The organism is Vagococcus sp. CY52-2, assembly GCF_022655055.1.
Lineage (GTDB): Bacteria > Bacillota > Bacilli > Lactobacillales > Vagococcaceae > Vagococcus.
This window is the reverse complement of sequence record NZ_CP093384.1, coordinates 466,489-492,492: the sequence shown is the minus strand read 5'-3', so window position 1 is coordinate 492,492 and position 26,004 is coordinate 466,489. Positions and strand designations below refer to the sequence as shown.

Genomic DNA, 26,004 nt, shown 5'->3' with positions numbered 1-26,004 from the left:
AACAAGACAAAGAGTCTCTCTTTGTCTTGTTTATTTTTATAACCCCTTACATTTCTTTAATCGACATAACTTGTCTTTTTTTACTATAATTAATAGATGCTTCCTTTGGTATTGTCATTACTTTCTTTTCTGGCTCAATGACTTCTCGAATAATTTTTTCAGAGGCAAAATTGTCTGAATGAGACAACTTCACTATCATCAGACCAACACAAAGAACGGCACTTATTAAGAATAGGATAGATAGTTTTTTCTTCACTTAAATACCCTCCTTTATTCATCTTGTAAAAAGTATAACATAATAAATTCAAACAAAATGGTTATTTTTTTCGTTTCAAAAACAAAAAAATAACAAAAAACGATGACGCTCTCTCATCGTTTTTTGTTAACCTCTTCATTGCTTATCAAACCCTGAATTTACGAAACAGACAGTTGCTTCATTTTCTTGATAATTGTTGATACCGTTTATACCAAATATCGACGTATTCATCAGAGAAAGGACCTTTTCCTTCATTAATCCAGTCTACCAAAATCTTCACATTTTCTTTAAGAACAATATCAATTTCGTTTGGGTAATTCATTAGTCTTCGATGATCTTCATATTCATCAACATCTAATAAGCGTTTTTCTCCATCAGGAAACACTTTTATATCCAAGTCATAATCAATATATTTTAAAGCTTCCTCATCCAAGACATAAGGTGAGGCAAGATTACAATAGTAGGAAACTCCTTTCTCTCGTATCATAGCAATTATGTTGAACCAATATTTTGTATGGAAATATACAATAGCAGGTTCACGCGTCACCCATCGGCGTCCATCTGATTCTGTCACAAGTGTGTGGTCATTCATGCCAATTATCGAACACTCACTTGTTTTTAGGACCATTGTGTCGCGCCAAGTTCGATGTAAACTTCCGTCATGCTTGTAACTCTGGATCGTGATAAACTCTCCCTCTTTAGGAACACGCATCACTATTTAATCCTGCTTTCTTTGACAATGATTGCCAATTTTTCACATGGGCGTTAAATTTATTATTTAACACCAATATCAGAATTATTATAGCATACCTTCCTCTATTATATCACTAGTTATTCATACTTTTCTTTAGTAGTTCCACCATCTTTTGTTGCGGTTTTGGAAAAACGTACTGCGGAAATTCGTCTAAATAACTCCACTCTTGATTAGTTAGATGAGTATTATTTAGCCCCTTTATCTCATCTTGAACCACTAATATATGCCATTTTCGATGACTAAAGATATGTGTTACAATTCCTAAAAGTTTTTTACCTTTTACATTGTCTGCTTCATCATATAAACTTAATTGCTCAGCTACTACACCTGTCAATACATCCTGTGAGTCATAAATTTTTGAGAAACGATCGTAATCCTTTTTCGTTACTTCCCTCATTGGAAAAGTCCACATATCAGCTAACAACCCATCCGATGGTCGTTTTTCCAATAAAAAAGCCCCCGTATCATTTTGTAAAATATCGGCTACATAATAAAGAGGTGTCGCTTTTTCTTTTTTCTTTTTCACTGGGTATTTAGATATCGTATTCGTTTGTTTTGCTTCACAGTATGCTTGTATAGGACAAGTATCACACGATGGCTTAGTTGGTGTACAAATCGTAGCACCTAAATCCATTAGGGCTTGATTAAAATCGCCCGGCTCACTTTGAGACATGGTGTCTCTTACATAACGATCAAATACTTTTCGTGTTTTAGGTAACGCAATATCATCAGCCAAACAAAATAAGCGACTATAGACTCGCATCACATTTCCATCAATTGCTGGCTCTGGTAATGAAAATGCAATACTCCCAATCGCTCCACCTGTATAAGGTCCAATTCCCTTTAAAGATAAAATATCCTCTATTTTATTTGGCATCTTTCCATCAAACGTTGCTACTATTTCCCTTGCAGCATGTTGCATGTTTCTGACACGTGAATAATACCCCAGTCCTTCCCACGCTTTTAACAATTTATCCTCATTAGCATTGGCTAACGCTTCAATTGTTGGAAACCACTCCATAAACCGATTAAAATAAGGAATCACAGTGACAACTTGTGTTTGTTGCAACATAATCTCAGACACCCATACTCTATAAGGATCTGTTGATTCTCTCCATGGTAAGTCTCTTTTTTCAAGACGATACCACGTTAATAAATCCTCTTGAAAACTGGCTGTTTTTTCTTGTGTCCAAGTTATCTCTTTACTCATTTTTTTACTCTAACTCCATCTCTTTTTCTTCTATATAACGATTAATATCATCAAATGAAAAGCCCTTTTGATATAAACTTTGTGTTATCTTCTGATGCCTTTTTCGTGTATCCAATCGCTCATGACGACGCCATAATTTATCTCCTTGTTTCACTAATAAGCCATATTCATCTTCTTCCTCATCAAAATCTAGCTCGTCGATTAATTGAGAAATCACATCAGCGTGAAATCCTTTTATAAATAATTGTTGACGAATTTTATTCACACGCTCTTTTTGACTTTTTTGTTGATATTTTCGCAACATTTTTTCTGTTAATCTTTTTCCTAAAACCAACTGATGAGTGTGATCAAATAAGCTCAATGCGTCATCAATCGTTCCACCATCTACCCCTTTTTTCATTAAAAACTCTTTGACACCTTGAGGGCCCTTATCAGTGGTTCTAATGGCTGTGCGAACATAACTTTCAGCAAATACCTGATCATTTAATAAGGATAATTCCTTTAATTTATCCATAATATTGACTATTTGTGGGAAACTAATCTCTTGTTTTTTTAAATAATCTGTTATTTCTTGTTCACTCCGTAATTGATAGCTTAGGTAATTTAGTGCTTTTTGATACCCTATATCAAAACTTGCTTCTTCTTTTACTTGATTTAATAACTCTTCTGATACCTCACTGCCTTTAAGGAGACGATGTCTGACGAGTGAATCTTCTGAAATCGTCATCGTCAATCCACTTTTGGTTGTTAAAAGATACCCTGTTTTTTCTTTTTTGATGCTTTGAATGACTTCCATTACTTTTAGCCCCCTTGCATCTTTTTACTATATCATATTTTTATTATATTTTATCCCAGTAACTATCATATTCTTCTATAAACTCGTGAATCGTCAACGTTTGATGGCGTTGTTGGACAGTCAAAAAATAATCAACCGTATGACGACATCTATCCAATCGTTTACTATCAATGGGGGTCAACAGACGCGTCACATTATCAAAATGATACTCGATAAATCGACCTCTTTCTTCAACCACTTCATCTAACATTTGGGACATCTCAGGATAAAAATATAACATATAATGTCTCATCGCCTCATGAATACGTGAGAGCAATGATTTACACTCATAATCTATCTCGATGCTTAAATAATTAGAAAAATTAATCATCGTTACACCTTTATTAATTTGATGACACGTTTCAATGTACATAATGTTAAAAAAGCTAGTATCCTTCCTAACTGATCCGTTTAACGGCACAAACAGACAACATTTATCAATCATAGGTTGTTTGTATCGTTTTTGACTAAAGTCATCGTATAACGCTACTGTATGTATGACTTTTTGGAAAATACGTTGATTTCTTTCGTTATACTCACTCATCAACATTTGAGTACTTGAGGTTGTCAAAATAGGAAGTGACGTCGATGAAAAAAGAAGGGTCTTATATGCCAATCCCAAATCAGAAATATCATGAATAAAATAAATATCTTCTGATAAATGAGTTTGCCCCATTTTGACACTACAAGGTAAAAATTTGTTATATAAATCGTTTAGTGTGATTGAATCTCCATGCGCTAATGCTTCATATATTAATCGTTTTCTGCCTTCAGTTTTCATTCGCTTCTCTCCTATATTTTGTTCTTTTATCGTTTATTATTTTAACATATCCTATTTATTTTTAAACCGTTTTCATACATTTTTAAATGATTTTACGCAAAAAATTCAAAAATTGGTTTTTCCGTTATGTACGCATTTTCCCTATACTCACAGTGGCTAGCCAAATGATTAACTTTTGAGAGGATAATAACAATGGAAGAACAACTATTTACTACCTATCATTCATTGATCTTAGGCGCATTAAAGAAATATCACATCACACCGACACATCCAGAATTTGATGATTACTTACAACGAGCAAGAATTGAATTACTTATAGCACATAGACACTATCAAACGGATGTGGAAAATCACCCACCATTTCGCCCATTTGTGTACCAAAAAATTTATTGGGCAACATTAGATGCTATCAGAAAAGAACAGCGACGCTTTGATAAAGATGTCATCGAAGCGTCCTTTCTTGAGTCAATCCCTCAAGAAGAGGAGATAACTTGCTGTCTAGTCACATCTGATTTATATCATGAGTTACTGGCTCTTTTGTCTAAAGACGAAACCCGTTTTTTAAACGATCGCTTTTTTGAGCAATTAACCATTAGTCAAATCGCTAAAAAACACCACGTCGCCAGACAAACGGTTTATCGTTGGCGAGATGGTGTAAGAAAAAAATATCAAAAAATTGAAAAAAAGGTGTGACACTTTTGAATTGGGAAACGTTTATATAAGTGTAAGGCGCGCGACTTACAAAAAAACAAAAAGGACGTGACTATCATGGAAAAACTATTTGACAGTAAAAAAGCCATCTTATCATTTAAAGCAGTAGGAGACAATAAGCCACGCAAACAAACCCTTGCCAATTTAATCGAAGACGCTTCTGATGAGAGCATTTTAGATTTAAGTGATGTCTTCAATAACCTTGCACCAACTGATGAACCATTAGAAAAACTAGCAATCGTTGATACACACCACTATGACATTTAATCATTCACTCAAACTGACTAGGAGGAAACACCCATGAAAAAATTAAACTTAAACTTTTTAAATGAAGACAATAAAAAAACTACCTTGGTACCAAAAGTAGCTAAACAAGATTTAACAAAAGATGAAGTAAAAGAAGCCATGACTATCATCGCCACACTTGATTTGTTTGAATCAAACGGTAAAAAATTATACGTGACACCAAAATCAGCACACTATAGTGAAACAATTATTACAGAGTTGTTCTAACCTGTTAGACGACGTTTACCACAAACGTCGTCTTTTCTTATACCAGAAAGGAGTTTTTAGATGTTAAAAGTCATTGATTTATCAAATCACCAACGAGGGATGTCACTTGATACACTAAAAGCAGATGCCTTTATCTTAAAAGCAACAGAAGGCACTTATTTTATTGATGATACATGTGACACTTTTGTCCAACAAGCCAAAAAACTAAATAAACCTTATGGTGTGTATCATTTTCTAGATCAAAATGATGTCATCAAACAAGCAGACTTTTTCTTAACACATATCAAAGGCTATCTAGGTGAAGCGATCCTTGTTCTTGATTATGAAGAATATGGTAAACAAGGCGCACAAAAAGCCAAAGAATTTTTAGATTACGTCTATAAACAAACAGGCGTGAAACCTCTCATCTATATGAATGAAAGTGATGCAAACTCTGATGATTGGTTGGATGTCGTAGCTGGTGATTATGGCTTATGGGTTGCCAAATACTCTCAACACACACCTGTTGTTAAACAATGGCCAAGCTATGCCATGTGGCAATATACCAGTACACCTGTTGATACAAGCTATTTTTACGGAGATAAACTTGCTTGGCAACAATATGCTACACCCAAAAAGACCATCACCCAACAAAAGGACGCTTATCATACAACAGGAACACGATTTGAAGCATTAAGAACACTCGTCATTCAAGCCGATGAATCCTTTAAAAAAGCATCTGGTATGCACTTTTCCAAAAGTACTGTCTTTGATATTGAGCAAATTTGCCACACCAAAACAACAACGCATGCTTGTATACTCTATAATCATCGCAAAGTATTTGTTACACTTCACAAGGATTATGTTAGAAAGATAGATTAGGATAAAAAAATACCCCTCCACGAGGAATCAAATCGATTTCTTGTGGAGGGAGTTTGTTTATATTTTTGGAAGTGTTATATAACTACCTAATTTTTCTTGAAGTTCTTTATCATAATTAGGTAGCAATCCACCTGCTGGTGTAAAGGTCAATTCACCAATATAAATTCCACTATCAGTTACTATTATATCTACCCTTACTAATGGAATTTCTTTAATATGTTCGTAAACTTTATCTAGTATATCAGTAATGGTACTATTTTTCTTTAATTCCTCAATATCTATTATTTCTTTTTTGGTAACCTCTTTTTTTTCTTTAAAATCAGTTTGTTTATTATCAATCATTCTAAATTCAACTGTACTAACAAATTTTGGTACTCCATTAAAACAAAATATTTGATACTCTTTTTCAATATTTAAAAATTCTTCTATTAAAATAGTAGATGTCATTTTTGAATAATGTCTTTCTCCTGAAATATCGCCATAATCTTGTTTCATCCAATTATTAATTTTATCTTTCAGAATTTCATAATCAGTATTATACTTATTATTAACTATAGCATTCATATTACTTGCGTTACTTTTTTTTATTACAAAAGCTGTAGGTAATGAGTCAAAATTTATTTCATCAACACTAGTATATGCACCAATAATTGGTGGTAGGTACTCCCTCAAACTAGATTTTTCCAAGACTTTCCTAAGTCCATACTTATCTCCTAAAGTGTAGGCAGGTTTATACGTTGGATAGTAAAATAACATTAACCAAGTTATTTTCTCTGATAAAGTTTTCGGATTTATTAAATTAGGTTTGTAACCCATTACTCTTTTAAATCTAATCTTTGTAAATAATTTTATATTATATTTTTTTATTGTTTCATTAATAATTTTTTTCATCATACTCATCCAATCTTTACTCTTGGTTCCTTTTTACTATAAGTTATTACCCTAGAAATTTTATAGCTTAAATTAACTTTTAATCTTGATTAAATATATCTCTTGTATAAATCTTATCCAATGAGTCTGCTAATTCTTTTTCGATACGATTGGTTACGATAACTTCTGATACTTTTTTAAATTCATCTAAATCTGTGTAGACTTTTGAATTAAAAAATGTGTCTTCTTTTAGTGTTGGCTCGTAAACAATCACTTCTATTCCCTTAGCTTTTAATCGTTTCATAATCCCTTGAATAGACGAGTATCTAAAATTATCCGAGTTAGCTTTCATCGTTAAACGGTAGATACCTACAATTTTGGGTTGCTTAGCAATAATCTGGTCAGCGATAAAATCTTTTCGAGTTCTATTTGCATCAACAATTGCCCCAATAATATTATTGGGTACTTGGTCATAATTAGCCAATAATTGTTTGGTGTCTTTTGGTAAACAATAACCACCATAACCAAATGAAGGATTGTTGTAATGACTTCCTATACGAGGATCTAAACCAACACCTTCGATAATCTGTTTAGTGTCTAGCCCTCTCACTTCTGCGTAGGTATCTAGCTCATTAAAATATGACACTCTTAAAGCAAGGTATGTATTTGAAAATAATTTAATTGCTTCAGCTTCTGTAGAATCAGTTAATAAAACAGGTACATCCTTTTCATAAGAATTATCCAATAATGCTTTAGCAAATACTTCCGCTCTGTCACTTCTCTCACCTACTATAATTCTTGATGGATGTAAGTTATCATATAAGGCTTTTCCTTCACGTAAAAACTCTGGTGAGAAAATAATGTTTTCCGTGTTGTACTTTTCTTTCAGCTCTTTTGTATATCCTACAGGAACGGTCGATTTTATAATAAAGATAGTATCTGAATTGATTGTTAATCCTTTTTCTATCACACTTTCAACCGTTGATGTATTAAAATAGTTTTTCTTTTCATCATAATCTGTTGGTGTTGCAATGATACAATATTCACCATGATTGATTGTCTTATCAAAATCTGTTGTGAATTCTATCGATAAAGATTTATCCGTTAAGAATTCCTCAATTTCATTATCAACTAATGGTGAGACCCCTTTGCTCAATAATTCTATCTTTTCATCTACTATATCATATGCCATTACATCATTATTTTGTGATAATAATAATGCGTTAGCTAAACCAACATAACCCAAACCTACAACTGAGACTTTCATTTTTTCACCTCTACTAGAATTTAAACATATATTTTATATCATTAGATTTTCCTTATCCATTGTGTAATCACTACTAATATATATATTTTTTTTAAAATCTAAAATTTACTTTCTTTCAGTTCTCATAAATTTCATAAACACATTTTCTTTAAACAACATAGTTACTATAAAATAAATTATCATACCAAAAACACCTTGAATTATTGTGGTTATAATATTAGCATTCATATCTTTAGTAATTACATAAACTACAATATACATTACTATAGAGGATGTAATATAGATTAATATCTTTTTAAAGCTGAATCTAAAAGTAGTATTCTTTTTTAAATCATATAACCTTATAATCGTTACTAAACATTCGGATACAAATGTTGCTATGATAGCTCCATACATTCCAATAATAGGAAGTAATATAACGTTTAAAAGTATTGATATTATTGCTGCTACAATAACTGAAATATTGAATTCTTTTATCTTATTTTTTGGAATCAAATACTGTCTTACTATAGATATACCTAATGGCATTATTACAACTAACGGAGCAAGAATTGGTACTGTTACATTCAATAATTCAAAGTCACTCCCAAAAAACCAAGGAATCATTTTATTATTAACTAGAACTATCCCAAACATTAATGGGATACTAAGAAAAAACTGTAAGTCCAGAGATTTCTCCATAGTATCAATCATTTTACTGTGATTGTTGTCAGAGAATAATTTTGTCATATGTGGCATAAGAACTGTATCTAATGTACCAATTAATGTTACAAATATTGTAATTAACTGTAATGAATTAGAGTACAGACCCACAGCTACACTAGATACCATTAATCCTAAAAGTGTTTTGTTCATATTAGTATATAGAGTTAAAGAAATTTTCCCTATAAAATACCTACTTGCTGGTTTAAAATGCCTATTAATTCTTTTTAAATCTGGTTTGATCCATAAGATTTTATTTCTCATAAATATCCATAGAGAAAGGTTAGATAAAAAAACACTCATACTCTGAATTCCAAAATACAGCCACAAATCATTAATATCTTTTACAAACAAAAGAATACATATAAAAGATAAAATTTTTATAATAAAATTTATTATAGATATAGACTTAAAATCCTCAATACCATAATAAAACCAAGATATATCAAATAGTGTAGCAAGTAAACTAAATGAAGATATTAAAAAGAATAACTTGTTCCCCACAAATAATAAGAAGATAAAATATAATAAAAGTATTATTGATATTATTTCAATGTTAAATATCTCTAATTCCCAAAATTTCATTGAAAGTTTATATTTATTATCTTTTACAATTGCTATTTCTCTAATTCCATAATTAGCCAGACCTAACCCAGCAAATAGAATAAAATATGATACTATAGAACTCACATAATTATATATACCCAATCCTTCAGCTCCTAATGCGTGTGAAACTATAGGTATTGTAATAATAGGTAATATTATTAGTGTTAATTGATATAATCCTTGATAAATAATATTATGTATTAGTTTTTTTTTCATATATACTCCTTAAAAGTTCCAAAAAAATAAATAAGGTAAAACATTAACCATATTATTGGATAGTTGATAATAAAAAGGAATTAAAGTTATTAACAGCGTTCCGACTGATGTAATAATATTAAACATATATTTTTCCTTTATAAAACAAGAAAAATAGGAAATCGTTAGAGGTATAAAAAACAAGTACATTATATTAAAATATAGAACTACCCTAATCATCATAATATTTTTATTAAACATTATATCTAGAATTAAAGAAATTAGTACACACGCTAGTAGAAATCTATAATACGAATCATTTTTATCAACATTTTTTTTCACTACGTATACTCCCATAAGAATAAATATCATTAAGAATAAAGAAAGTATCACCTTATTTCCATTACCTGTTGATGCTAAATTTACCGCACTATTTTGATTAAAATACATATTGTAGTCTGGAAATATTTTTGAAAAAATAATAGTAAATCTTGAAAAGAAAACTCCTGAAAGTATAGTTGATATACCTAACCAAATATATCTTTTCGTATTCCATTTTATTTTGTAGAGAATAAAATATAATACCCCTATGATTGAAACTTGATGAAAACTTAGAGCCAATGTAAAGTATAGTAAAAATCTCTTTTTCTTATTAATAAAATAATATATTGAAATAAATAAAAATATTACAGATATATATTGTCTTGTTGCATTCATTGTCACAAAATAATGATATAAAGTTATATATAATAAGCTAGACATATATGGATTTGTTGACAATCTTTTAAAACATATTGACATACCTAAAGATATAACGAGCGAATTAAATATCGTTATTATTTGTGGATTATTATTTACTCTATAGATAAATAGGTTATAGAGTGTGTATCCAGGAAATTTTGAAAAATCATAATATTCGGTTCCCATTAGTCCTATTGTTTGAAATATAGATTGATAGTTATATGTATCGGTTCCAACGCTTTGAGCTCTAAGTCCACTAATCACAAACGTAGTCACAAAAAAAACTAGTAGGTAATACGAAGAGAAGTCTTTACCCTTTCTAGCTTCAAGAGACTTAAAAATTAAAATACTTATTAAATTAATAATTATAAGTGAAGTATATATTATCATATTAAAATCCTCATTTTATCAATATCTAAAATCTAGAAATTGTTTCCTTTAAATATTTCACAGTCAAAATTCTTATATTATTTCTTTTCAACTTTTTATAGATTATCATCAAATCACTAATAGAAAAAGAGTTTCTGATAGCCAACACTAAATAACTCAAACCTACTATATTTAAATTATAAAACTCGTTTTTTTCCATCTGTAGTTCTATATATTTATAATATTCTATAAAAATATCGAGTCTATCTAATGTCTGTTTAACACTAATATCAGAAGTTAATGAATTATCTGATTCCACACAACAATATATTACATCTTTTGTAGCTAATATTCTATGTGTTTCACTAGCTGTTTTAGCTGAGAACATTACATCATTAGAAACATAAACCTCGTCAAATTTGAAGCCATGAGTACTAACATAATCTCTATTAATTAGTTTAGACCACGGTACAACAAATTTATATTTTAATGAATTTAGTCCATCTTTACTTCCTTTCAGGTATTCAGATACTAAGTATTCATAATACTCATGGCGAGTTGTTCGAACACTACTATTTTTAGACTCACTTATACTTGTTGGAGTAAAGTACACTATATCGATTTCTTCTTTATTTGTATATTTTTTTAATAAGTCTCTATAATCAGGTACAAAATAATCATCTGAATCTGCAAAAATTAGCCATTTATTAGATGCCTTGTCCATCCCTATGTTTCTTGCTTTTCCAGCCCCTCCATTTTTTCCCGTAGACAACAGCCTAAATCTTTTATTTTTCTGTAATTTTTGAAGCTCAATTAAACTTGTGTTTGAACTACAATCATCAATAACTATTATTTCATCTTGATCAATCAATGTTATTGAATCCAATAACCGCTTTAAACTTTCTACTGAATTATAATGGGGAATTATATAACTAATCGAATTCAATTTCCACCATCCTCTATATGCTTATTTGTTTTTTTCTTAGCATCGTATTATTTTTGAATTTAAATGATATTTTAGAAACCAAATATATTAAATTTAGATTCTTTAATTCTACTGGTTTAGATAAAATAAACTCTACTTTAGAACTTGAATTTACTTTAATATTCTTTAATTTATCATCTCTTAATAACTGTTGGGCTTTATACTTTATTATTTTTCTACTTGCTCCAATACTCAAATCATTATATAATTCTGAATAAAAAATTTTTATATATTGAAAATTTAAATCTTTTTTTACATCATATTTTTTATAATACTTCTCTAAACTAACAATATTTTTTTTTCTAACCTGATACTCATTTTCTCTATAATTATTTGTAAGTTTACTATGCTCAACCTGATATACATATAAGAATTTATTTATTACTGATACTTTCTGACATTTCTCTACATACTTTAAATTAAAATCAAAATCTTCTCCTATCTGTAATTCTTCATCAACTAATATATTATTTTCGTCTATAATTGATTTTTTATATAATTTATTTACCATACTGTTGAATATTTTTTTTTCTATCAATTTAGGAACATTTTTAGCAATTATATTATCCCCAACAAATATCTCATCTTCTCCATATTCCATATTAAAATTTATATCAGTATACTCTATACAACAAATAACACAATCAGAATCATCTTTTTCTGCTTTCAACAGCATCTCTTTTAAAAAATTTTTTTTATAAATATCATCGGAGTCTAAAAAGCAAATATACTTACCTTTACTTAAAGAAATCCCCAAATTTCTGGCTGAAGATACCCCTCCATTTTTTTTCGACACTAATTTTATAGTATTTTCATTTTTATTTTTTAATTCTAGTGCTTTTTCAAATGTCGAATCAGTAGATCCATCATTAACAAGTATAATTTCGCAGTTACTTTCTGACTGATATAAAATACTTTGTATTGTATTCTCAATGGTTTTTTCACAATTATACATTGGTATAACTATACTTACTACGGTTCCATCAACCAAAATTTATACACTCCTGTCACTCAATACTTTTATATATTTCTTTAATTTTACTATTAACTGTGGATACTGAAAATTTTTCATAATTTAATATAGAATAAGAAGATAATTGATCATATAATTTTCTGTCACTATATATTTTTTCTATTTCACTTGCAAAATTATAAGCTGTAAAATCTGTAAGAAAACCATTTTCACCTTGAACAACAATTTCAGAGCTTCCTCTATTTTTAGTTGCTATAATAGGTAGTCCACAGCATCCAGCTTCTATTAAAAATAATCCTAGTCCTTCTCTATAGCTTGAACTTACCGCTACATCACATACTTTTATAATAGGTATCAAATCATTTCTCATACCTAAAAAAATAATATTATCTGAAAGACCTTTTTCTGTTGTATAATTTTGGTATTTTCCTTCAAAATTATCTGTTCCTACTAAGAGTAACTTAATATTTTTATGTTTTTTTACCAATAATTCCATAGAATCTATAAGTAGCTTCTGATTTTTATTTTCATTTAATTCTGCTCCAAAGATAAGAATAAAGTCATCTTCAGATAACCCAAGCTCACTTCTACTTAATTTGTTTATTTTCAGTATTTCTGGTACATTAACACCCGGACCATTAATTAAATGTAACTTTTTCATATGCATTTTTTTGTTTGCAATATTATAATCTTCGTTATTAATAGTAACCAAATTTTCTGTTCTATAAGATAGTATTTTTTCAATTGGATAAAATATCAACCAATTCTTTCTTGGAGCTCCTTTATAAAAATGAAATCCATGAGCTGTATAAATAGTTTTTCCTATATTATTTTTTTGCAATCTCACTATCGCAGAGGCTATCGGTGTATGAGTATGTATAATATCAAAATTATTTTTTTCTATAAGTACCTTAAATTGTTTATACGCATTTATATTATCTCTACTATATATAGACCTCGAAAAATCTATCTGATGCATGACGGCATCTTTATTTATTTTTTTTATATTACCATAATTAAAGTTCGTAGCTAAATGGACTTCTATTCCTTCATCTATTAAATCATCTATTAAATGCTCAAAAAAATTCATAGTAACTGAAACTGTTGTAACTATTAATATTTTCATTAGTAATGCACTCCTATACTCTTCTTATTGGATTACCAACGTATATACCAGATTTTAAAATATCTCTTCTAACCAAAGAACTTGCTCCTATCATTACGTTATGTATAAGTTTTATATCATTTATTACAGTACTACCTATACCTATCCAAGTTTTTTTACCAACACTCACCCTACCTCCTAAGCTAACATGGGGAGATAAGTGGACAAAATCAGATATAATATTTTCATGTTCTACTATAGTTCCTGTATTGATAATACAACCTTTTCCAATTGTAGAATCTGTATTAATCACAACATTTTGATGAATTGATGTTCCGTTTCCGATACTACAATATTTACTAATATATGATGTAGGATGAATTAATGAAACAATATTACATTTTAATAAGGTTAATTCTTCAAAAAACTTTTCTCTAACGCTGTTATCACCAATCGCTACAAAGAAATCATGTGAAGTATAATTCTCCATATCACAAGTTTTACCTATAATATCAAAATCTAAACATTTTCTAGCACTCGGGAAACTATCGTCCAAAAAACTAATAGTTTTCCATTTATTCATCGACTCAGCTATCTCAGCACATACTTTACCATGCCCACCTGAACCTATTATTATTAATTCTTCCATTAATTTTCTCCATTGAATTTTTCTATCGTAACTGAAGTATCTGAACTAATACCCTCTTTGATAAGTACTTTTTTTATTGTTAGAAAAATGATTTTAATATCTAGTGAAAAAGAAATAGACTCAATATAATCAATATCAAATTGAAATTTTTCACTCCATGAGATAGCATTTCTTCCATTTACTTGAGCTAACCCAGTTAATCCAGGTCTTACTAGATGTCTTTTAATTTGGTCATCTGTATATATATCAAGGTACTCTATTAATAGTGGTCTTGGTCCAACTATTGACATATCGCCTTTAAATATATTCCATAACTCTGGTAACTCATCTAAACTAGTGGAACGAAGTATTTTTCCAAATGATGTCAGCCTTTCATCATCTGGCAATAAATTTCCCTGTCCATCTCTTCTATCTGTCATTGTTCGAAACTTATACATATTAAAAACCTTATTATCTTTACCTGGTCTTTTTTGTATAAAAATAACTGGTGAACCAAGTTTTGTTCTAACCAAAATAGCGACTACCAAGTAAATCGGTGATAAAACAATCAATGCTAACCCTGAAAGGATTATATCTAAAAATCGTTTCATATACTTAACATAGAATGTTTCCTTTATCATAAATCTTTCTCTCCAAATACTTCTTTTATAATGTTGATTACTCTCATTTGTTGTTCTACACTCATTTTTGTATCACTCGGTAGACATATTCCTTGATTGAATAATTCTTCTGATACATTGCCACCAATATAATCATACGAAGAAAAAACTGGTTGTAGGTGCATTGGTTTCCATATTGGTCTGCTCTCAATATTTTCTTTTTCCAAAGCTTCCATAATCTCAATTGGTGTCACATGTTTTGTAACTAACATTGGTGATAACCAATGATTTGAATACTCAAACTCATTTTCATTTGGAAAGATAACACCATCTAACTCTCCTAAATGCTCTTTATATAATGAGAATATTTGTCTTTTCTTTTCAACTCTGTCATCTAGTACTTTTAATTGCCCTCGACCAATACCTGCGACTATATTACTCATACGATAGTTATAACCAATCTCTGAATGTTGATAGTGTCTTGCTTGGTCTCTACTTTGTGTAGCCCAAAAACGTGTTTTCTTTATTTTTTCTTCATTGTTTGAAACAAGCATACCACCACCTGATGTAGTGATAATTTTATTCCCATTAAAAGAGAAGATACCATAATCGCCTATAGTTCCTGTATGTTTTCCCTTATAAAGAGTACCTAGACTCTCTGCAGCATCTTCAATCAACGCTACATTGTGTTCATCACATAATGCTTTTATTTCATCTAAATCAGCTGATTGACCATAAAGATGAACAACTAAAACTGCTTTAGGCGTATATTTTTCAAAGGCTTTCTTTAGTGCTTGTGGATCCATGTTCCAAGTTCTTCTGTCACTATCTATAAAAACAGGCGTAGCTCCTACATAAATAATCGGATTAGCAGTTGCTGAAAAAGTTAAACTTTGGCAAAAAACGATGTCACCCTCTGTTACGCCAACAGCTTTTAACGCTAGGTGGATAGCAGATGTTCCTGAACTTAAGGCAGCTGCATGATCGATTCCTACATAGTCAGCTAATTCTTGTTCAAAACCATCAACATTTTTCCCAAGTGGGGCAACCCAGTTTGTATCAAAAGCTTCTTTCACATATTCTTGCTCATAGCCTTCATCACTCATATGGGGTGATGATAGATAAATTCTCTCAAACTCTTTCATTTTATTACTCCTCACTTGATTGATTAGCAAATAGTACCAACTCTTTTGCTAGCTCTGTATAATCTTCTGGTAACTCTTTCAATTTTTTCATGACTTCATCATAGGTAAAGCCATTGACATTTCCTACAAATATTTTTTCGTGGACTTGTTCTTTCGAGCGTTCTTTATCGACTAGTAACTCTTCGTAGAGTTTTTCTCCAGGTCTAATCCCACTTTCGATAATTTGTATCTCGTTTTCTGTATAGCCACTTAGTTTGATGACTTTTTTAGCTAAATCAACTATCTTCACTGGCTCGCCCATGTCTAAGATAAAGATTTCGCCACCTTTTGCCAGTGTTCCTGATTGGATAACCAAGCGACTAGCTTCTGGTATGGTCATGAAGTAGCGTGTCATACGAAAATCGGTGACAGTTACTGGTCCGCCTTTTGCGACTTGTTCTTTAAAGAGTGGCACAACGCTTCCTCTGCTTCCAAGCACATTACCAAATCGCACGGCTGAAAATTTGGTTGTCCCTTTGCCATTTAATCCCGTCACGATCATCTCCGCGATACGTTTGGTGGCCCCCATAACATTAGGTGGTTTCACTGCTTTATCTGTTGAGACCATAACAAAACTGGTGACATCATTGGCTAAAGCAGCTTCTGCTACGTATTTTGTTCCATAAATATTATTTTTTAACGCTTCTACTGGATTATACTCCATTAAAGGCACATGCTTATGTGCAGCAGCATGATACACAATAAAAGGTTTATGCGTGCTCATGACTTCAAAAATCCGTTTAGCATCTCTCACATCAGCAATCACTGGAACGATTTCTGTGTTTTTATCGGCATAATGTTGTCTTAATTCTTTTTCAATCAAATAAATAGAGTTTTCACCATGACCTAATAACACGATTTTTTTTGGCGAAAAAGCCATGACTTGTCGACAAATTTCTGAACCAATCGATCCGCCAGCACCTGTTACTAAGACAGTTTTATTGGCTAATTGATTCTTGATAGAATCCATGTCTAATGTGACTTCATCTCTTCCTAATAAATCAACCACATCAATGTCACGTAATTTAGTCACAGAGACTTCTCCCATGGCCAACTCTTCAATAGAAGGAATGGCGTTGATGGTCACCTCTAAATCTCGTGTCACATCTAGTAAATGCTCATATTGTGGCGCAGTCATAGAAGGAATCGCGACGGTTAAAACTTTTACTTCATATTCTTTTATAAGCATAGGTAACTCATCAATGGAACCCACCACTTTTAATCCAGATAAGTAAGTATTTTTTTTATTGACGTCATCATCAATGAATCCTTTGAAGTTTAATCCTAACTGAGAGGATTTATAGCGTACAGTATTGTATAATAGCTCTCCACCATCTCCCGCACCAATAATAAAGGCATTGTCACATTTTTTTACACCTTTATAATGATACATGTTTAAATAATCCACGATTAATCGCCAAGCGACCCTTGAACTGGTGATAGCTAGTAGAACAATAAAATAAGCTAATAATATTTGTAAATGCTCGATAGAAGACGATGGAACAAAACTTAAAATGATGTACTCCGACATACTTGAAGCACTAACAGCGAAAAAGATGGATAGAATAGCGTTAATGCTTGTGTATCTGGTTAGTCGATTAAACACCTTAAACACCGACCCTAATAATAAGTACAAGACAAGTTGTAATCCTATAACCCTTAGTGGGACAGGATCATTTGTTTGATATAAAAAATTGGTATAAAAACTAACAACTATATTAGCTAAAATAATGATACTTGCGTCCACACCAATCAGTATAGACATTTTGACTTTTCGACTCACAACAACGACCACCTTAACCTTTTTAAGAAAATCCCCAATGTTTTTTTGCTGATACAATGGGTGCTACCTCTACCTGTTCTCCATTAACAATATCTTTTGTTATTTGTACAAATGCGTTTCTTTTTTCTTTACCAAATTCTTTCTCTAGTAAATCATAAGCCGCTTTTGTATAAAAACCACGTGTTGATACATTATGCGCATCTGATGACAACATATGAGCATAATTTTGTTTAATCATTTGTTTTGTCACGCGTTGAATTTTTTTCCCAAACTGACCAATATAACTACCATTTGTCACTTGTGACAAGCACCCCATATCAATAAAGGGTTGTAATCTTTTAGGTTGTTCTAAAAAGATATTATTTCTCTCTGGGTGCACAATAATTGGTCGATAACCTTGCTGGCATAAATCAGATAAAACTGATTCACTATAATCTGGGACAGTTGAAAACGGGAACTCTATCAACAAATACTGATCATTTAAGTCAGCAAATAAGATATCATCTTTCACTATTCGACGGGATAAATCAGGTGAAATACGCACTTCCTGACCTTCAAATAATGTTAATGGTATCCCTTGCTCATCAAGTATTTTCTGACACGCGGCAACCTGCTCGATGATATCAGCCTTTTTATTAAGATAATGACCATTATTGTAGTGTGGTGTACAAAGGATATGAGAGATACCTTCAGACACAGCAGCTCGTGCCATGAATAAAGAATCTTCCATCGATTGTGCCCCATCATCTATGCCTGGTAATATGTGACAATGTAAATCAACAACCATAATCCTTTTCCTTCCTTTTTAACTATAATAGTAGTTTGCATAGTTGACTTCTACTTTGTCCAGATAAACACACCCTAAAATGGTTGTATCGACTTTATCCAGTAGATAAATGGATCGATTTAGTGCTTTTTTATCGGTTACTTCTTTTCTTACTACAACCACGACACCATCTAAGTGTGGAGACACTAATTGAACGTCTGTCACAGTTGAGGCAGGTGGCATATCAAAAATAACAAAATCATATAACTCATCTAATACACTGATGAGTTTTTTCATTCGAGGACTAGCTAATAATTCAGATGGGTTAGGTACTCTAATCCCACTTGTCATCACGTCAAGATAAGGAATATTTGTCTCTTGTACCACTTCACTAACAGATAATTGTGTTAAACTTAATAAATTGCTAAGCCCCGTACCATTGTCCAGTTCAAACGTTAAATGAGATGTTGGGCGTCTCATATCTGCATCAACTAATAATGTCTTTAATCCAAGTTTAGCAAACATAACAGCTAAATTGGCTGCTGTTGTTGACTTTCCTTCACTAGGTCCAGCAGATGTAATAGCCACACTTTTTGTTTGTTTTCCTAATTGTGAGTATTGGATATTAGTTCGAATGGTTCTAAATTGCTCAGAAATAGAGGAGTTTGGCTCAATTAATGTAAACAAGGTTGAAGGCTGAGGTGATTCCATTTTTCCTGATTTTTTTCGATTTGTTCTTTTCTTTTGACTCATTATGTTCTCCTTTTCACTCATTAATCAGATATTTCATCGTTTGATTCAAAGCGTGCCCTATATAGATCAGCATCTAATCCATCAACTTCTGTATTTAATGATTCTTTATACAAATCATTTACTTCAAAAAACATTTCTTCATTTACAAAGGCATTACTTTGTAATTTACGGATTTCATTCATCTCACGATCACTCATCAACGGGATAATCCCCAAGACTGGTAATCCTAGTTTATCTGATAAATAGTCCTCTGTTTTTACCGTACGATTAAATAATTCTGATAATAAAGCTAACATCACCCCTACGATTAAACCTAGAACAGCGCCAATTGCTATATTCACTTTTTTATTTGGTGAAATAGGCTGGTTATTCGGGGTGGCTTTTGATGCAATGGATACTTTATCTGTATCAGTCATCACAACAGCTTCTTGTTGAAAGATTTCTGAAACAGTATTTGCGATCGTGGCAGATTTAATAGGATCAGTCGTCACAGCTTTAATTGAAAAGAGCTGTGAATTTTGATTTTGCTCAACAGAAATAGCATGTGATAAGAAATCTTCTGAAATACCAGTCATCCCATCTTTAACTAGCTGATCCTTCGTTTTTTCTGTAACAACTTTACTTTTCACCAAATCCTTATAGGTGTTGATAAGTAGTAAATTGGAATTAATCTTATCCGTATTTATATTTGAGTCGGATCCTTTAGTTTGCACCACTAATTGGGTGGTAGCACTATACTTAGGGGTAATAACAAATAATGTCACGACTGTCGATATAATTGTTCCTAAGATTAACATACTAATAATCAATGCCAATTTTTTCTTTAAAAGTTGAAAAATCTCATCTAAACTAACTGTTTCTTCCATTGTTTCCTCCAATTTATTTGCTTTTCATTTTTTCTAATTATTTTCATAACCACATTATATCACAAGGAATGGATTTTAATTGTAACAATTTCGACTTAACTATCATATTTATACCAAAACATGTTATTTTATTCAGATTCTTTGTTAATAATATCATAAAAAGCCAACATTGCTTTTTTATTATAGTGACTCGGATTAAATGATTTAAACCGTTTCTTCTTCATAAGAGTGGCTTCCATCGCGTTAAATACACCTTCAGCATCATTCTGTTTTGCTAACATACCATATTTACCATTCCCTAATACTTGTCTACAAGCCGGTATGTCAGTTGACACCACGTTCATTTTTAATGTCAGTGCCTCAAGTAATACAATGGATTGCCCTTCATAAGAAGACGTTAAAACGAATACATCACAATGGGTCATAAAAAGATAAGGTTGATTTAATTGTCCCATCATGGTTATAACTTTTTCTAAATGATATTGTTTAATTTGATTCATTAAATTTTCTCGTTCAGGACCATCTCCAATTAGATAAAGATGCCCTTTTTTATATGTTTCATAATATAATTTAAATGACTCAATGAGGAGAGCTTGATTTTTTTCTTGTGATAGTCGTCCGACCGTCACAAAGGTTGGCTCGTTGACGGTATTAGGGTATTCAAAAAAAGTCCCTTCATTATTCATCACGCCTTTTGATAGATCGTAAGTTACATGATCTTTCCTTATCCAAACTTGTTTATTTTTAAGTTGGATTTGGTAAAACGTGTTGAATTGATTGGTTTGTGCTCGTTGAATCACACGTACTTCTTTTGGCACACGTGAGAGCAAGCCTTTATGTGTCAATACGTCATCAAGTGAGGCATAAATAACCACTTCTGATGTCTGAACGATTGCTGGAAAACATTGTGGCTCTTTTAACAAAATAAACGGATCGTGAGACACTCTAACAGATAACTCGGCTTCTTTTATAAAATAAGACAGACCATTTTCTAATTTAACTTTCACCCAGCCAGTTTGACTATTTTTTGATTGTAAAATCACTGATGTGCCAATGTCTAATTGAGTAGTTTTAGCGGCACTATCGGGCTGCTCATATGCTTTTGTCACGTTGGTTAACTGAGCTAATTCGTTAATCGGGTACTGTCTTGATAACGAAGTCAAATCATCAAGTCGCTTTCTATTAACCGTTGAAAACAAGGTATTTAACCATTTTTTAGTTAGTTGACGTTGAAACATCGCCACTGAACTCATCTCTCTAATGGCGGATGGACTCACCCATCCAAGTGGTTCTTTCCCGTTGGATAATTCATAACTGGTCCCGGTATGAGTGATCACTTTTTTTGTTACCAATACATATAAACGATCAAAATGATTCAATGAACAAATTATCTTACTGTCACTTAATCCTAAAGGATGCGTATATAACTTATGATGCTCCCCACCTTGTAACTTAGAGAGTTTATAAAGGATGTGTTCTGATTGGATACTATCAGCTAACAACGTCACATGACTTTCTTTAATCCAACCTATGTAACGATCACCTTGACTAATTTTCACATAACTTTCTTCTTGATACACAAATCTACCTAATACTGTTAATTCAGCTTTTGATAATACCCTTGTTGTATTATTAGCATATTGACTATCAGGTCTGGTATCAAAAATCACCAATGGTTCTGATGGATTGTTTAAATATGCCTCTCTAAATAATCGTTGTGTCGGTTTTGAGTGAGTTGACACTTGTTCTGGCTCAGTTGCTAAAATATGTGGAATATTTAATAGATTTTCTGCATACACAAATTTTGATTCATCAGCATAGCTAGACAAGTTTTGCTTATTAACATCACGAATGACACTAGACACGGATACTAACTTGTCATAAAAATCATACACACTAATAATCCCTTTAACATTGATATAGTGAATTTTTTTACCATTTACCTCGCGATTCATATCAGCCAACATATCACTATGTAAGTAACAGACTTTCATCGCTGAGTCGACTGCTAGGATATTTTTTGTCCAATGCAAGCTATAGCCACTAAAGTCAATACTTACATCAAATTTATTTTTTCCTAGTAATCTCTTGATATTCCGTTGATAAATATGTAATGGGAATTTTTCTTTTTTCTTTGGATTGACACCACGCATGCGATAATACAAATCTTGGTAGCTTTCCCCCATCGTATAACTAGGTTCACCAAAATTAAATAGTAACGATACCTCTTTTGGAATACGTTGAATAGACTCTATTTGATCTTGTATGGTTGGATTACCCAATAAACACGTCACAGCATATTTTTCATAATCAATGGTTGATAAAAGGTTTAAAAAACTTGTCGTAATCCCATTTTTTCGTAGGCCTCCAGGATAAATAAGCAATTTTTGCTTATCTGGATTCTGGCGAATTTCTTTGATTTTTTCTGATAGTGGTTGGTTAAATAATAAATAATCAACATAACGTTGTGTTGCATTTCCATCATCATAAGATACATATAATCGTTTAAATCGCTCATAGTTCCAACGAGTGTCTTCGATTCTTTTTTCTAAATGATTCATAATATTGATTAACCCATCCAAGTTAAAGGCAACAGGACCAGGTAATTCATCATAATCAAAGTATTTACCGCGTTCATGACTGTATAAGTCGTCATCCCAACAATAAAAAATAATTGGCTTATCGGTTACTAAGAAATCAAAAAAGATACTTGAATAATCTGTTACTAACACATCTACTAGTGATAGTAATTCATTTGTGTCAATTCCATCAGGGATTAAATAAGCACTTAACGCTTTTTCCTTTTTGGCTTTATCATAAATAAATGGGTGAACTTTAATTAAAATGTTATAGGTTTCACCAAATTGATCTCGCAAAATAGTTGTCTCACTAATCATCTGACGAATTTCTTGTTCGGTGTAAGACACTTCCCCACTTTTACATGTTGGTGTATAGAGTAATAGTTTTTTACTTAAATCCAGGTTCACACCTCTTTCGTGCAATAACCGAATTAAATGATCATGGTCATGACTAAAGGTTGCATCCATCCTTGGATACCCACCTTCTAAAATCACACCTTGATAGTTATTTCTTAATCTAAAACTATCTAAAAACATATTAGTTGTATGAGCATTTGGGCTAAGCAAAACATCGGCCATAAAAAAATTGCGAACCACATTTCTAGCACCACTGGGGTTTCCCGGTATATCAAACCCCATTGTTTTTAATGGTGTTCCATGCCATGTGTTGATATAAGTCTGTTCTTCTTTAATCGTCACAAATGACTGAAAGGTGGCATTATTGATTAATACCTCTGCTTTCGTCAGCCACTTTAAATACTCATCAGAATTTCTTTCAACAAACAACACATTATCATATTCTTTAAAACGATTCATAAAATAAGACATCTCTTCAGATGACTGAATACTCCATATATGGGTATATTGTTTTTCCACATCTTTTTTTAATATATACAGACATATAGCAAGTGGAGAATCTGTTAGAGATTTTCCATCACGACTTTCATAAAAAATCGTCTTTTTGTCGACTGATTCATTAATAAAATAATGGGTGTATGTTTCCACTCGTTTTCCGATAGGAGATAGTTTTCTTTTGACTAACGGTTGAGCAATCCTTTTCATTTTAGATAGTACAGCCATAGTTATTCACTCATTTCTTTTTTTATTATCTTCATAATAGATTGAGCTGATGTTCCAGTTTCTTTGTTACAGAACATTTGCTTAAAGGTTTCATACTGCTTATTATAATCTATTGTACCTAAATTTTTTAACTGTTCGATTAATTTATCTGGTTCCTTTATGATTGGACCTGGTAGCAAAGACTGAATCGGTTGATAAAATCCTCGGATATCTTGTTCGTATTGTGTTGAATCAGGCATGAAAAATAGCATGGGACGATTTGTTAGACTAAAATCAAACATACAAGATGAATAATCTGTAATCAATACATCACTCACCAACAATAAATCACTCATATCATACCCTACAGAAACATCTATCAATTTATCTTTTGGCCATTTCGAGGTATCTAGCGTTTGAGCAACTAAATAATGCATTCTAACAAGCAATATCATATCTTCACCACATGTCTCTATAAAGTTGTCATACGGAAACTCGATGCTAAACTCGTACCCATTGGCTGTCTTATGATCAGTTTCACGCCAAGTGGGTGCATATAAAATGATTTTTTTATCGTTATCAATACCTAATTGACGTTTCATTTCCATTATTTTTGATTCGTGAGACTTTCTGTTAACCAACTGATCATTTCTTGGAAATCCTTTTGTAATCATCTCACCTGTAAAGCCAAAAGCCTGTTTAAAGTGTGCTGTTGTATAATCACTTGAAGAGGTTAGATAGTTCCAGCGTTTGCTCTCTTGTAAAAATTCTTGATCATAACTCTCTTTTGTGTAACCAGGGATATTAACTTCCTCTATGTCTACTCCAATACGTTTCAAGGGTGTGCCATGCCATGTTTGGATATAGATTGTTTGGTTATCTTTACTTAACCATAATGGTGTTCTTGTATTGATTACCCAAAATTTTGCTCGTGGCATAACAAAAAACCAGTGCAAAGAAAAACGTGAGATGTAAGGAACCTTTTGTTTGATAAAGGTTTCCTCATATCCACGCGTTACTCCCCACACTAGTTCAAGTGTTGCGTCTTCTTTTTTTAAATAATCATAAACGGCTTTAGGATTATCACTAAACTGCTTACCATGAAAACTTTCAAAGTAGACCAGATTTTTTTTCGGCAATTTGCCCAATAGTTTAAACCATATTGAAATCACTGTTTCTATTATTTTTTTCATGGTAATCTCCTTTTACATAAAGTCCATAAATCGTGCTCTAAATTTCATATGAATATGTGATCCTAAAATAAGTAATACCCCAACAACCAACCAGAAAAAGATTGTTTGGACACCTTTTTCCCAGAACCAACGACCATATAATAGCGAGTCTCTAAATCCATCAATAATATAATAAATAGGATTTAATTCTAACAACCTCGTCACCCATGCATGTTTTGTTCCGGCAAAAATACGCTGAAATTCCCAAATTGGGCCAGATAAATAGAACAACAAACGCAGAATAGATTGAAGCATAATATGATAATCTCTTATCAAGACTGAAATGGTCGAATTCAAAATACCAAACGCAAATAAAAACGCCAACATACAAAATAGATAATAAAAATACTGAATCCAATAAATATTAGGATAAATCCCAGCAGCAAACATCGAAGTAAATAAAATTAACATCATCCAACGATAGCTTTTAAAATTACTGGCCATATTAACAGTTGGTAAAATACTGACTGGAAATTTCATCTTTGAGACCATTCCTATTTGCTTATAGATGCTATTGGATTCCCCTAATATTGAGCTATTGATAAAGAACCAAGCGATAATCCCTACAAGCATCCAAATAATATATGGTATGCCATCAATATCCTTTCGCTTCATTCCAAGCCCAAAAACTAGATAATAAATCCCTATTTGAATGGCTGGATTTAATACTTGCCACAATAATCCAAGATAGTGACTTTGATAAGTGGCTTTTTCTTCATATTTAGAAATACGACGAATAATCCCAAAATTTTTAAATTGTTCTGTAATTACGGTCTTTACGTCATTCACGTTTTTGCTCT

26 protein-coding genes are annotated in these 26,004 nt (G+C 31.6%); 4 read left to right on the top strand and 22 right to left on the bottom strand.

From position 1 onward, the window contains the following. Window positions 1-46: 46 nt before the first annotated feature. The 5 genes from MN187_RS02495 to MN187_RS02475 all read right to left on the bottom strand — a co-directional run bounded on the left by MN187_RS02495 (window position 47) and on the right by MN187_RS02475 (window position 3,836). Window positions 47-256 carry a hypothetical protein gene (locus tag MN187_RS02495; RefSeq protein ID WP_241699313.1) on the bottom strand — a complete coding sequence of 70 codons (210 nt, stop codon included), beginning with the start codon at window positions 254-256 and terminating at the stop codon, window positions 47-49. A 178-nt stretch (window positions 257-434) separates the two neighbouring features. Beyond that, window positions 435-968 (bottom strand): nucleoside tri-diphosphate phosphatase, encoded by a 534-nt coding sequence (ntdP, locus tag MN187_RS02490; RefSeq protein ID WP_117972596.1) that lies wholly within the window; start codon window positions 966-968, stop codon window positions 435-437. Window positions 969-1,083: 115 nt separating this feature from the next. Then, the gene (mutY, locus tag MN187_RS02485) at window positions 1,084-2,220 is read right to left on the bottom strand and encodes an A/G-specific adenine glycosylase (protein WP_242094154.1); all 1,137 of its coding nucleotides are present in this window, start codon (window positions 2,218-2,220) and stop codon (window positions 1,084-1,086) included. A gap of 4 nt (window positions 2,221-2,224) precedes the next feature. Next, window positions 2,225-3,016 carry a recombination regulator RecX gene (recX, locus tag MN187_RS02480; RefSeq protein WP_242094152.1) on the bottom strand — a complete coding sequence of 264 codons (792 nt, stop codon included), beginning with the start codon at window positions 3,014-3,016 and terminating at the stop codon, window positions 2,225-2,227. Between the two features lie 43 nt (window positions 3,017-3,059). Next, window positions 3,060-3,836, bottom strand: coding sequence for a competence protein ComK (locus MN187_RS02475; RefSeq protein ID WP_242094151.1), 777 nt, complete (start codon window positions 3,834-3,836; stop codon window positions 3,060-3,062). Window positions 3,837-4,028: 192 nt separating this feature from the next. On the opposite strand from MN187_RS02475, the gene MN187_RS02470 reads away from it, so the two are divergent. The 4 genes from MN187_RS02470 (at window position 4,029) to MN187_RS02455 (ending at window position 5,921) form a co-directional block, all read left to right on the top strand. Then, on the top strand, window positions 4,029-4,529 hold the full coding sequence (locus MN187_RS02470; protein WP_242094149.1) for a sigma-70 family RNA polymerase sigma factor: 501 nt from the start codon (window positions 4,029-4,031) through the stop codon (window positions 4,527-4,529). A 75-nt stretch (window positions 4,530-4,604) separates the two neighbouring features. Continuing rightward, complete coding sequence (locus tag MN187_RS02465) at window positions 4,605-4,814, top strand: hypothetical protein (RefSeq protein WP_117972591.1); 210 nt, start codon at window positions 4,605-4,607, stop codon at window positions 4,812-4,814. A 33-nt stretch (window positions 4,815-4,847) separates the two neighbouring features. Next, complete coding sequence (locus MN187_RS02460; protein WP_241699308.1) at window positions 4,848-5,060, top strand: DUF2922 domain-containing protein; 213 nt, start codon at window positions 4,848-4,850, stop codon at window positions 5,058-5,060. 60 nt (window positions 5,061-5,120) lie between these two features. Continuing rightward, window positions 5,121-5,921, top strand: a complete 801-nt coding sequence (locus MN187_RS02455; RefSeq protein ID WP_242094147.1) for a GH25 family lysozyme — start codon at window positions 5,121-5,123, stop codon at window positions 5,919-5,921. Between the two features lie 57 nt (window positions 5,922-5,978). On the opposite strand, the gene MN187_RS02450 is transcribed toward MN187_RS02455, so the two are convergent. The 17 genes from MN187_RS02450 to MN187_RS02375 form a co-directional block, all read right to left on the bottom strand. Then, window positions 5,979-6,812 (bottom strand): ATP-grasp fold amidoligase family protein, encoded by an 834-nt coding sequence (locus tag MN187_RS02450; protein ID WP_242094145.1) that lies wholly within the window; start codon window positions 6,810-6,812, stop codon window positions 5,979-5,981. Between the two features lie 79 nt (window positions 6,813-6,891). Next, complete coding sequence (locus MN187_RS02445; protein WP_242094143.1) at window positions 6,892-8,058, bottom strand: nucleotide sugar dehydrogenase; 1,167 nt, start codon at window positions 8,056-8,058, stop codon at window positions 6,892-6,894. A 105-nt stretch (window positions 8,059-8,163) separates the two neighbouring features. Further along, on the bottom strand, window positions 8,164-9,582 hold the full coding sequence (locus tag MN187_RS02440) for an oligosaccharide flippase family protein (protein WP_242094140.1): 1,419 nt from the start codon (window positions 9,580-9,582) through the stop codon (window positions 8,164-8,166). Between the two features lie 9 nt (window positions 9,583-9,591). Beyond that, complete coding sequence (locus MN187_RS10605) at window positions 9,592-10,692, bottom strand: EpsG family protein (RefSeq protein ID WP_371821042.1); 1,101 nt, start codon at window positions 10,690-10,692, stop codon at window positions 9,592-9,594. A 25-nt stretch (window positions 10,693-10,717) separates the two neighbouring features. Beyond that, window positions 10,718-11,617, bottom strand: a complete 900-nt coding sequence (locus MN187_RS02435) for a glycosyltransferase family 2 protein (protein ID WP_242094138.1) — start codon at window positions 11,615-11,617, stop codon at window positions 10,718-10,720. A gap of 13 nt (window positions 11,618-11,630) precedes the next feature. After that, window positions 11,631-12,647, bottom strand: a complete 1,017-nt coding sequence (locus tag MN187_RS02430; RefSeq protein WP_242094136.1) for a glycosyltransferase family 2 protein — start codon at window positions 12,645-12,647, stop codon at window positions 11,631-11,633. Window positions 12,648-12,663: 16 nt separating this feature from the next. Next, window positions 12,664-13,755, bottom strand: coding sequence for a glycosyltransferase (locus tag MN187_RS02425; protein WP_242094134.1), 1,092 nt, complete (start codon window positions 13,753-13,755; stop codon window positions 12,664-12,666). 13 nt (window positions 13,756-13,768) lie between these two features. Further along, window positions 13,769-14,383: an acetyltransferase gene (locus tag MN187_RS02420; RefSeq protein WP_242094132.1), complete on the bottom strand. Its 615-nt coding sequence runs from the start codon at window positions 14,381-14,383 to the stop codon at window positions 13,769-13,771. After that, complete coding sequence (locus MN187_RS02415) at window positions 14,383-15,003, bottom strand: sugar transferase (RefSeq protein ID WP_305853359.1); 621 nt, start codon at window positions 15,001-15,003, stop codon at window positions 14,383-14,385. Before MN187_RS02415 ends, MN187_RS02420 begins: the two co-directional genes overlap by 1 nt. Next, the gene (locus MN187_RS02410) at window positions 15,000-16,127 is read right to left on the bottom strand and encodes a DegT/DnrJ/EryC1/StrS family aminotransferase (protein WP_242094130.1); all 1,128 of its coding nucleotides are present in this window, start codon (window positions 16,125-16,127) and stop codon (window positions 15,000-15,002) included. The genes MN187_RS02415 and MN187_RS02410 overlap by 4 nt, the downstream gene beginning before the upstream one ends. 4 nt (window positions 16,128-16,131) lie before the next feature. Next, window positions 16,132-17,931 (bottom strand): polysaccharide biosynthesis protein, encoded by a 1,800-nt coding sequence (locus tag MN187_RS02405; RefSeq protein WP_242094586.1) that lies wholly within the window; start codon window positions 17,929-17,931, stop codon window positions 16,132-16,134. A 40-nt stretch (window positions 17,932-17,971) separates the two neighbouring features. Next, entirely contained in the window at window positions 17,972-18,736 is a 765-nt protein-coding gene (locus tag MN187_RS02400; RefSeq protein ID WP_241699299.1) for a tyrosine-protein phosphatase, read from the bottom strand. Between the two features lie 18 nt (window positions 18,737-18,754). Then, complete coding sequence (locus MN187_RS02395; protein WP_242094128.1) at window positions 18,755-19,468, bottom strand: CpsD/CapB family tyrosine-protein kinase; 714 nt, start codon at window positions 19,466-19,468, stop codon at window positions 18,755-18,757. Between the two features lie 20 nt (window positions 19,469-19,488). Further along, entirely contained in the window at window positions 19,489-20,334 is an 846-nt protein-coding gene (locus MN187_RS02390) for a YveK family protein (protein ID WP_242094126.1), read from the bottom strand. Between the two features lie 128 nt (window positions 20,335-20,462). After that, complete coding sequence (locus tag MN187_RS02385) at window positions 20,463-23,993, bottom strand: CDP-glycerol glycerophosphotransferase family protein (protein WP_242094124.1); 3,531 nt, start codon at window positions 23,991-23,993, stop codon at window positions 20,463-20,465. A 2-nt stretch (window positions 23,994-23,995) separates the two neighbouring features. Beyond that, complete coding sequence (locus tag MN187_RS02380; RefSeq protein ID WP_242094122.1) at window positions 23,996-25,165, bottom strand: CDP-glycerol glycerophosphotransferase family protein; 1,170 nt, start codon at window positions 25,163-25,165, stop codon at window positions 23,996-23,998. Window positions 25,166-25,177: 12 nt separating this feature from the next. Further along, on the bottom strand, window positions 25,178-25,993 hold the full coding sequence (locus tag MN187_RS02375; protein ID WP_242094120.1) for an ABC transporter permease: 816 nt from the start codon (window positions 25,991-25,993) through the stop codon (window positions 25,178-25,180). Between the last annotated feature and the right edge of the window lie 11 nt (window positions 25,994-26,004).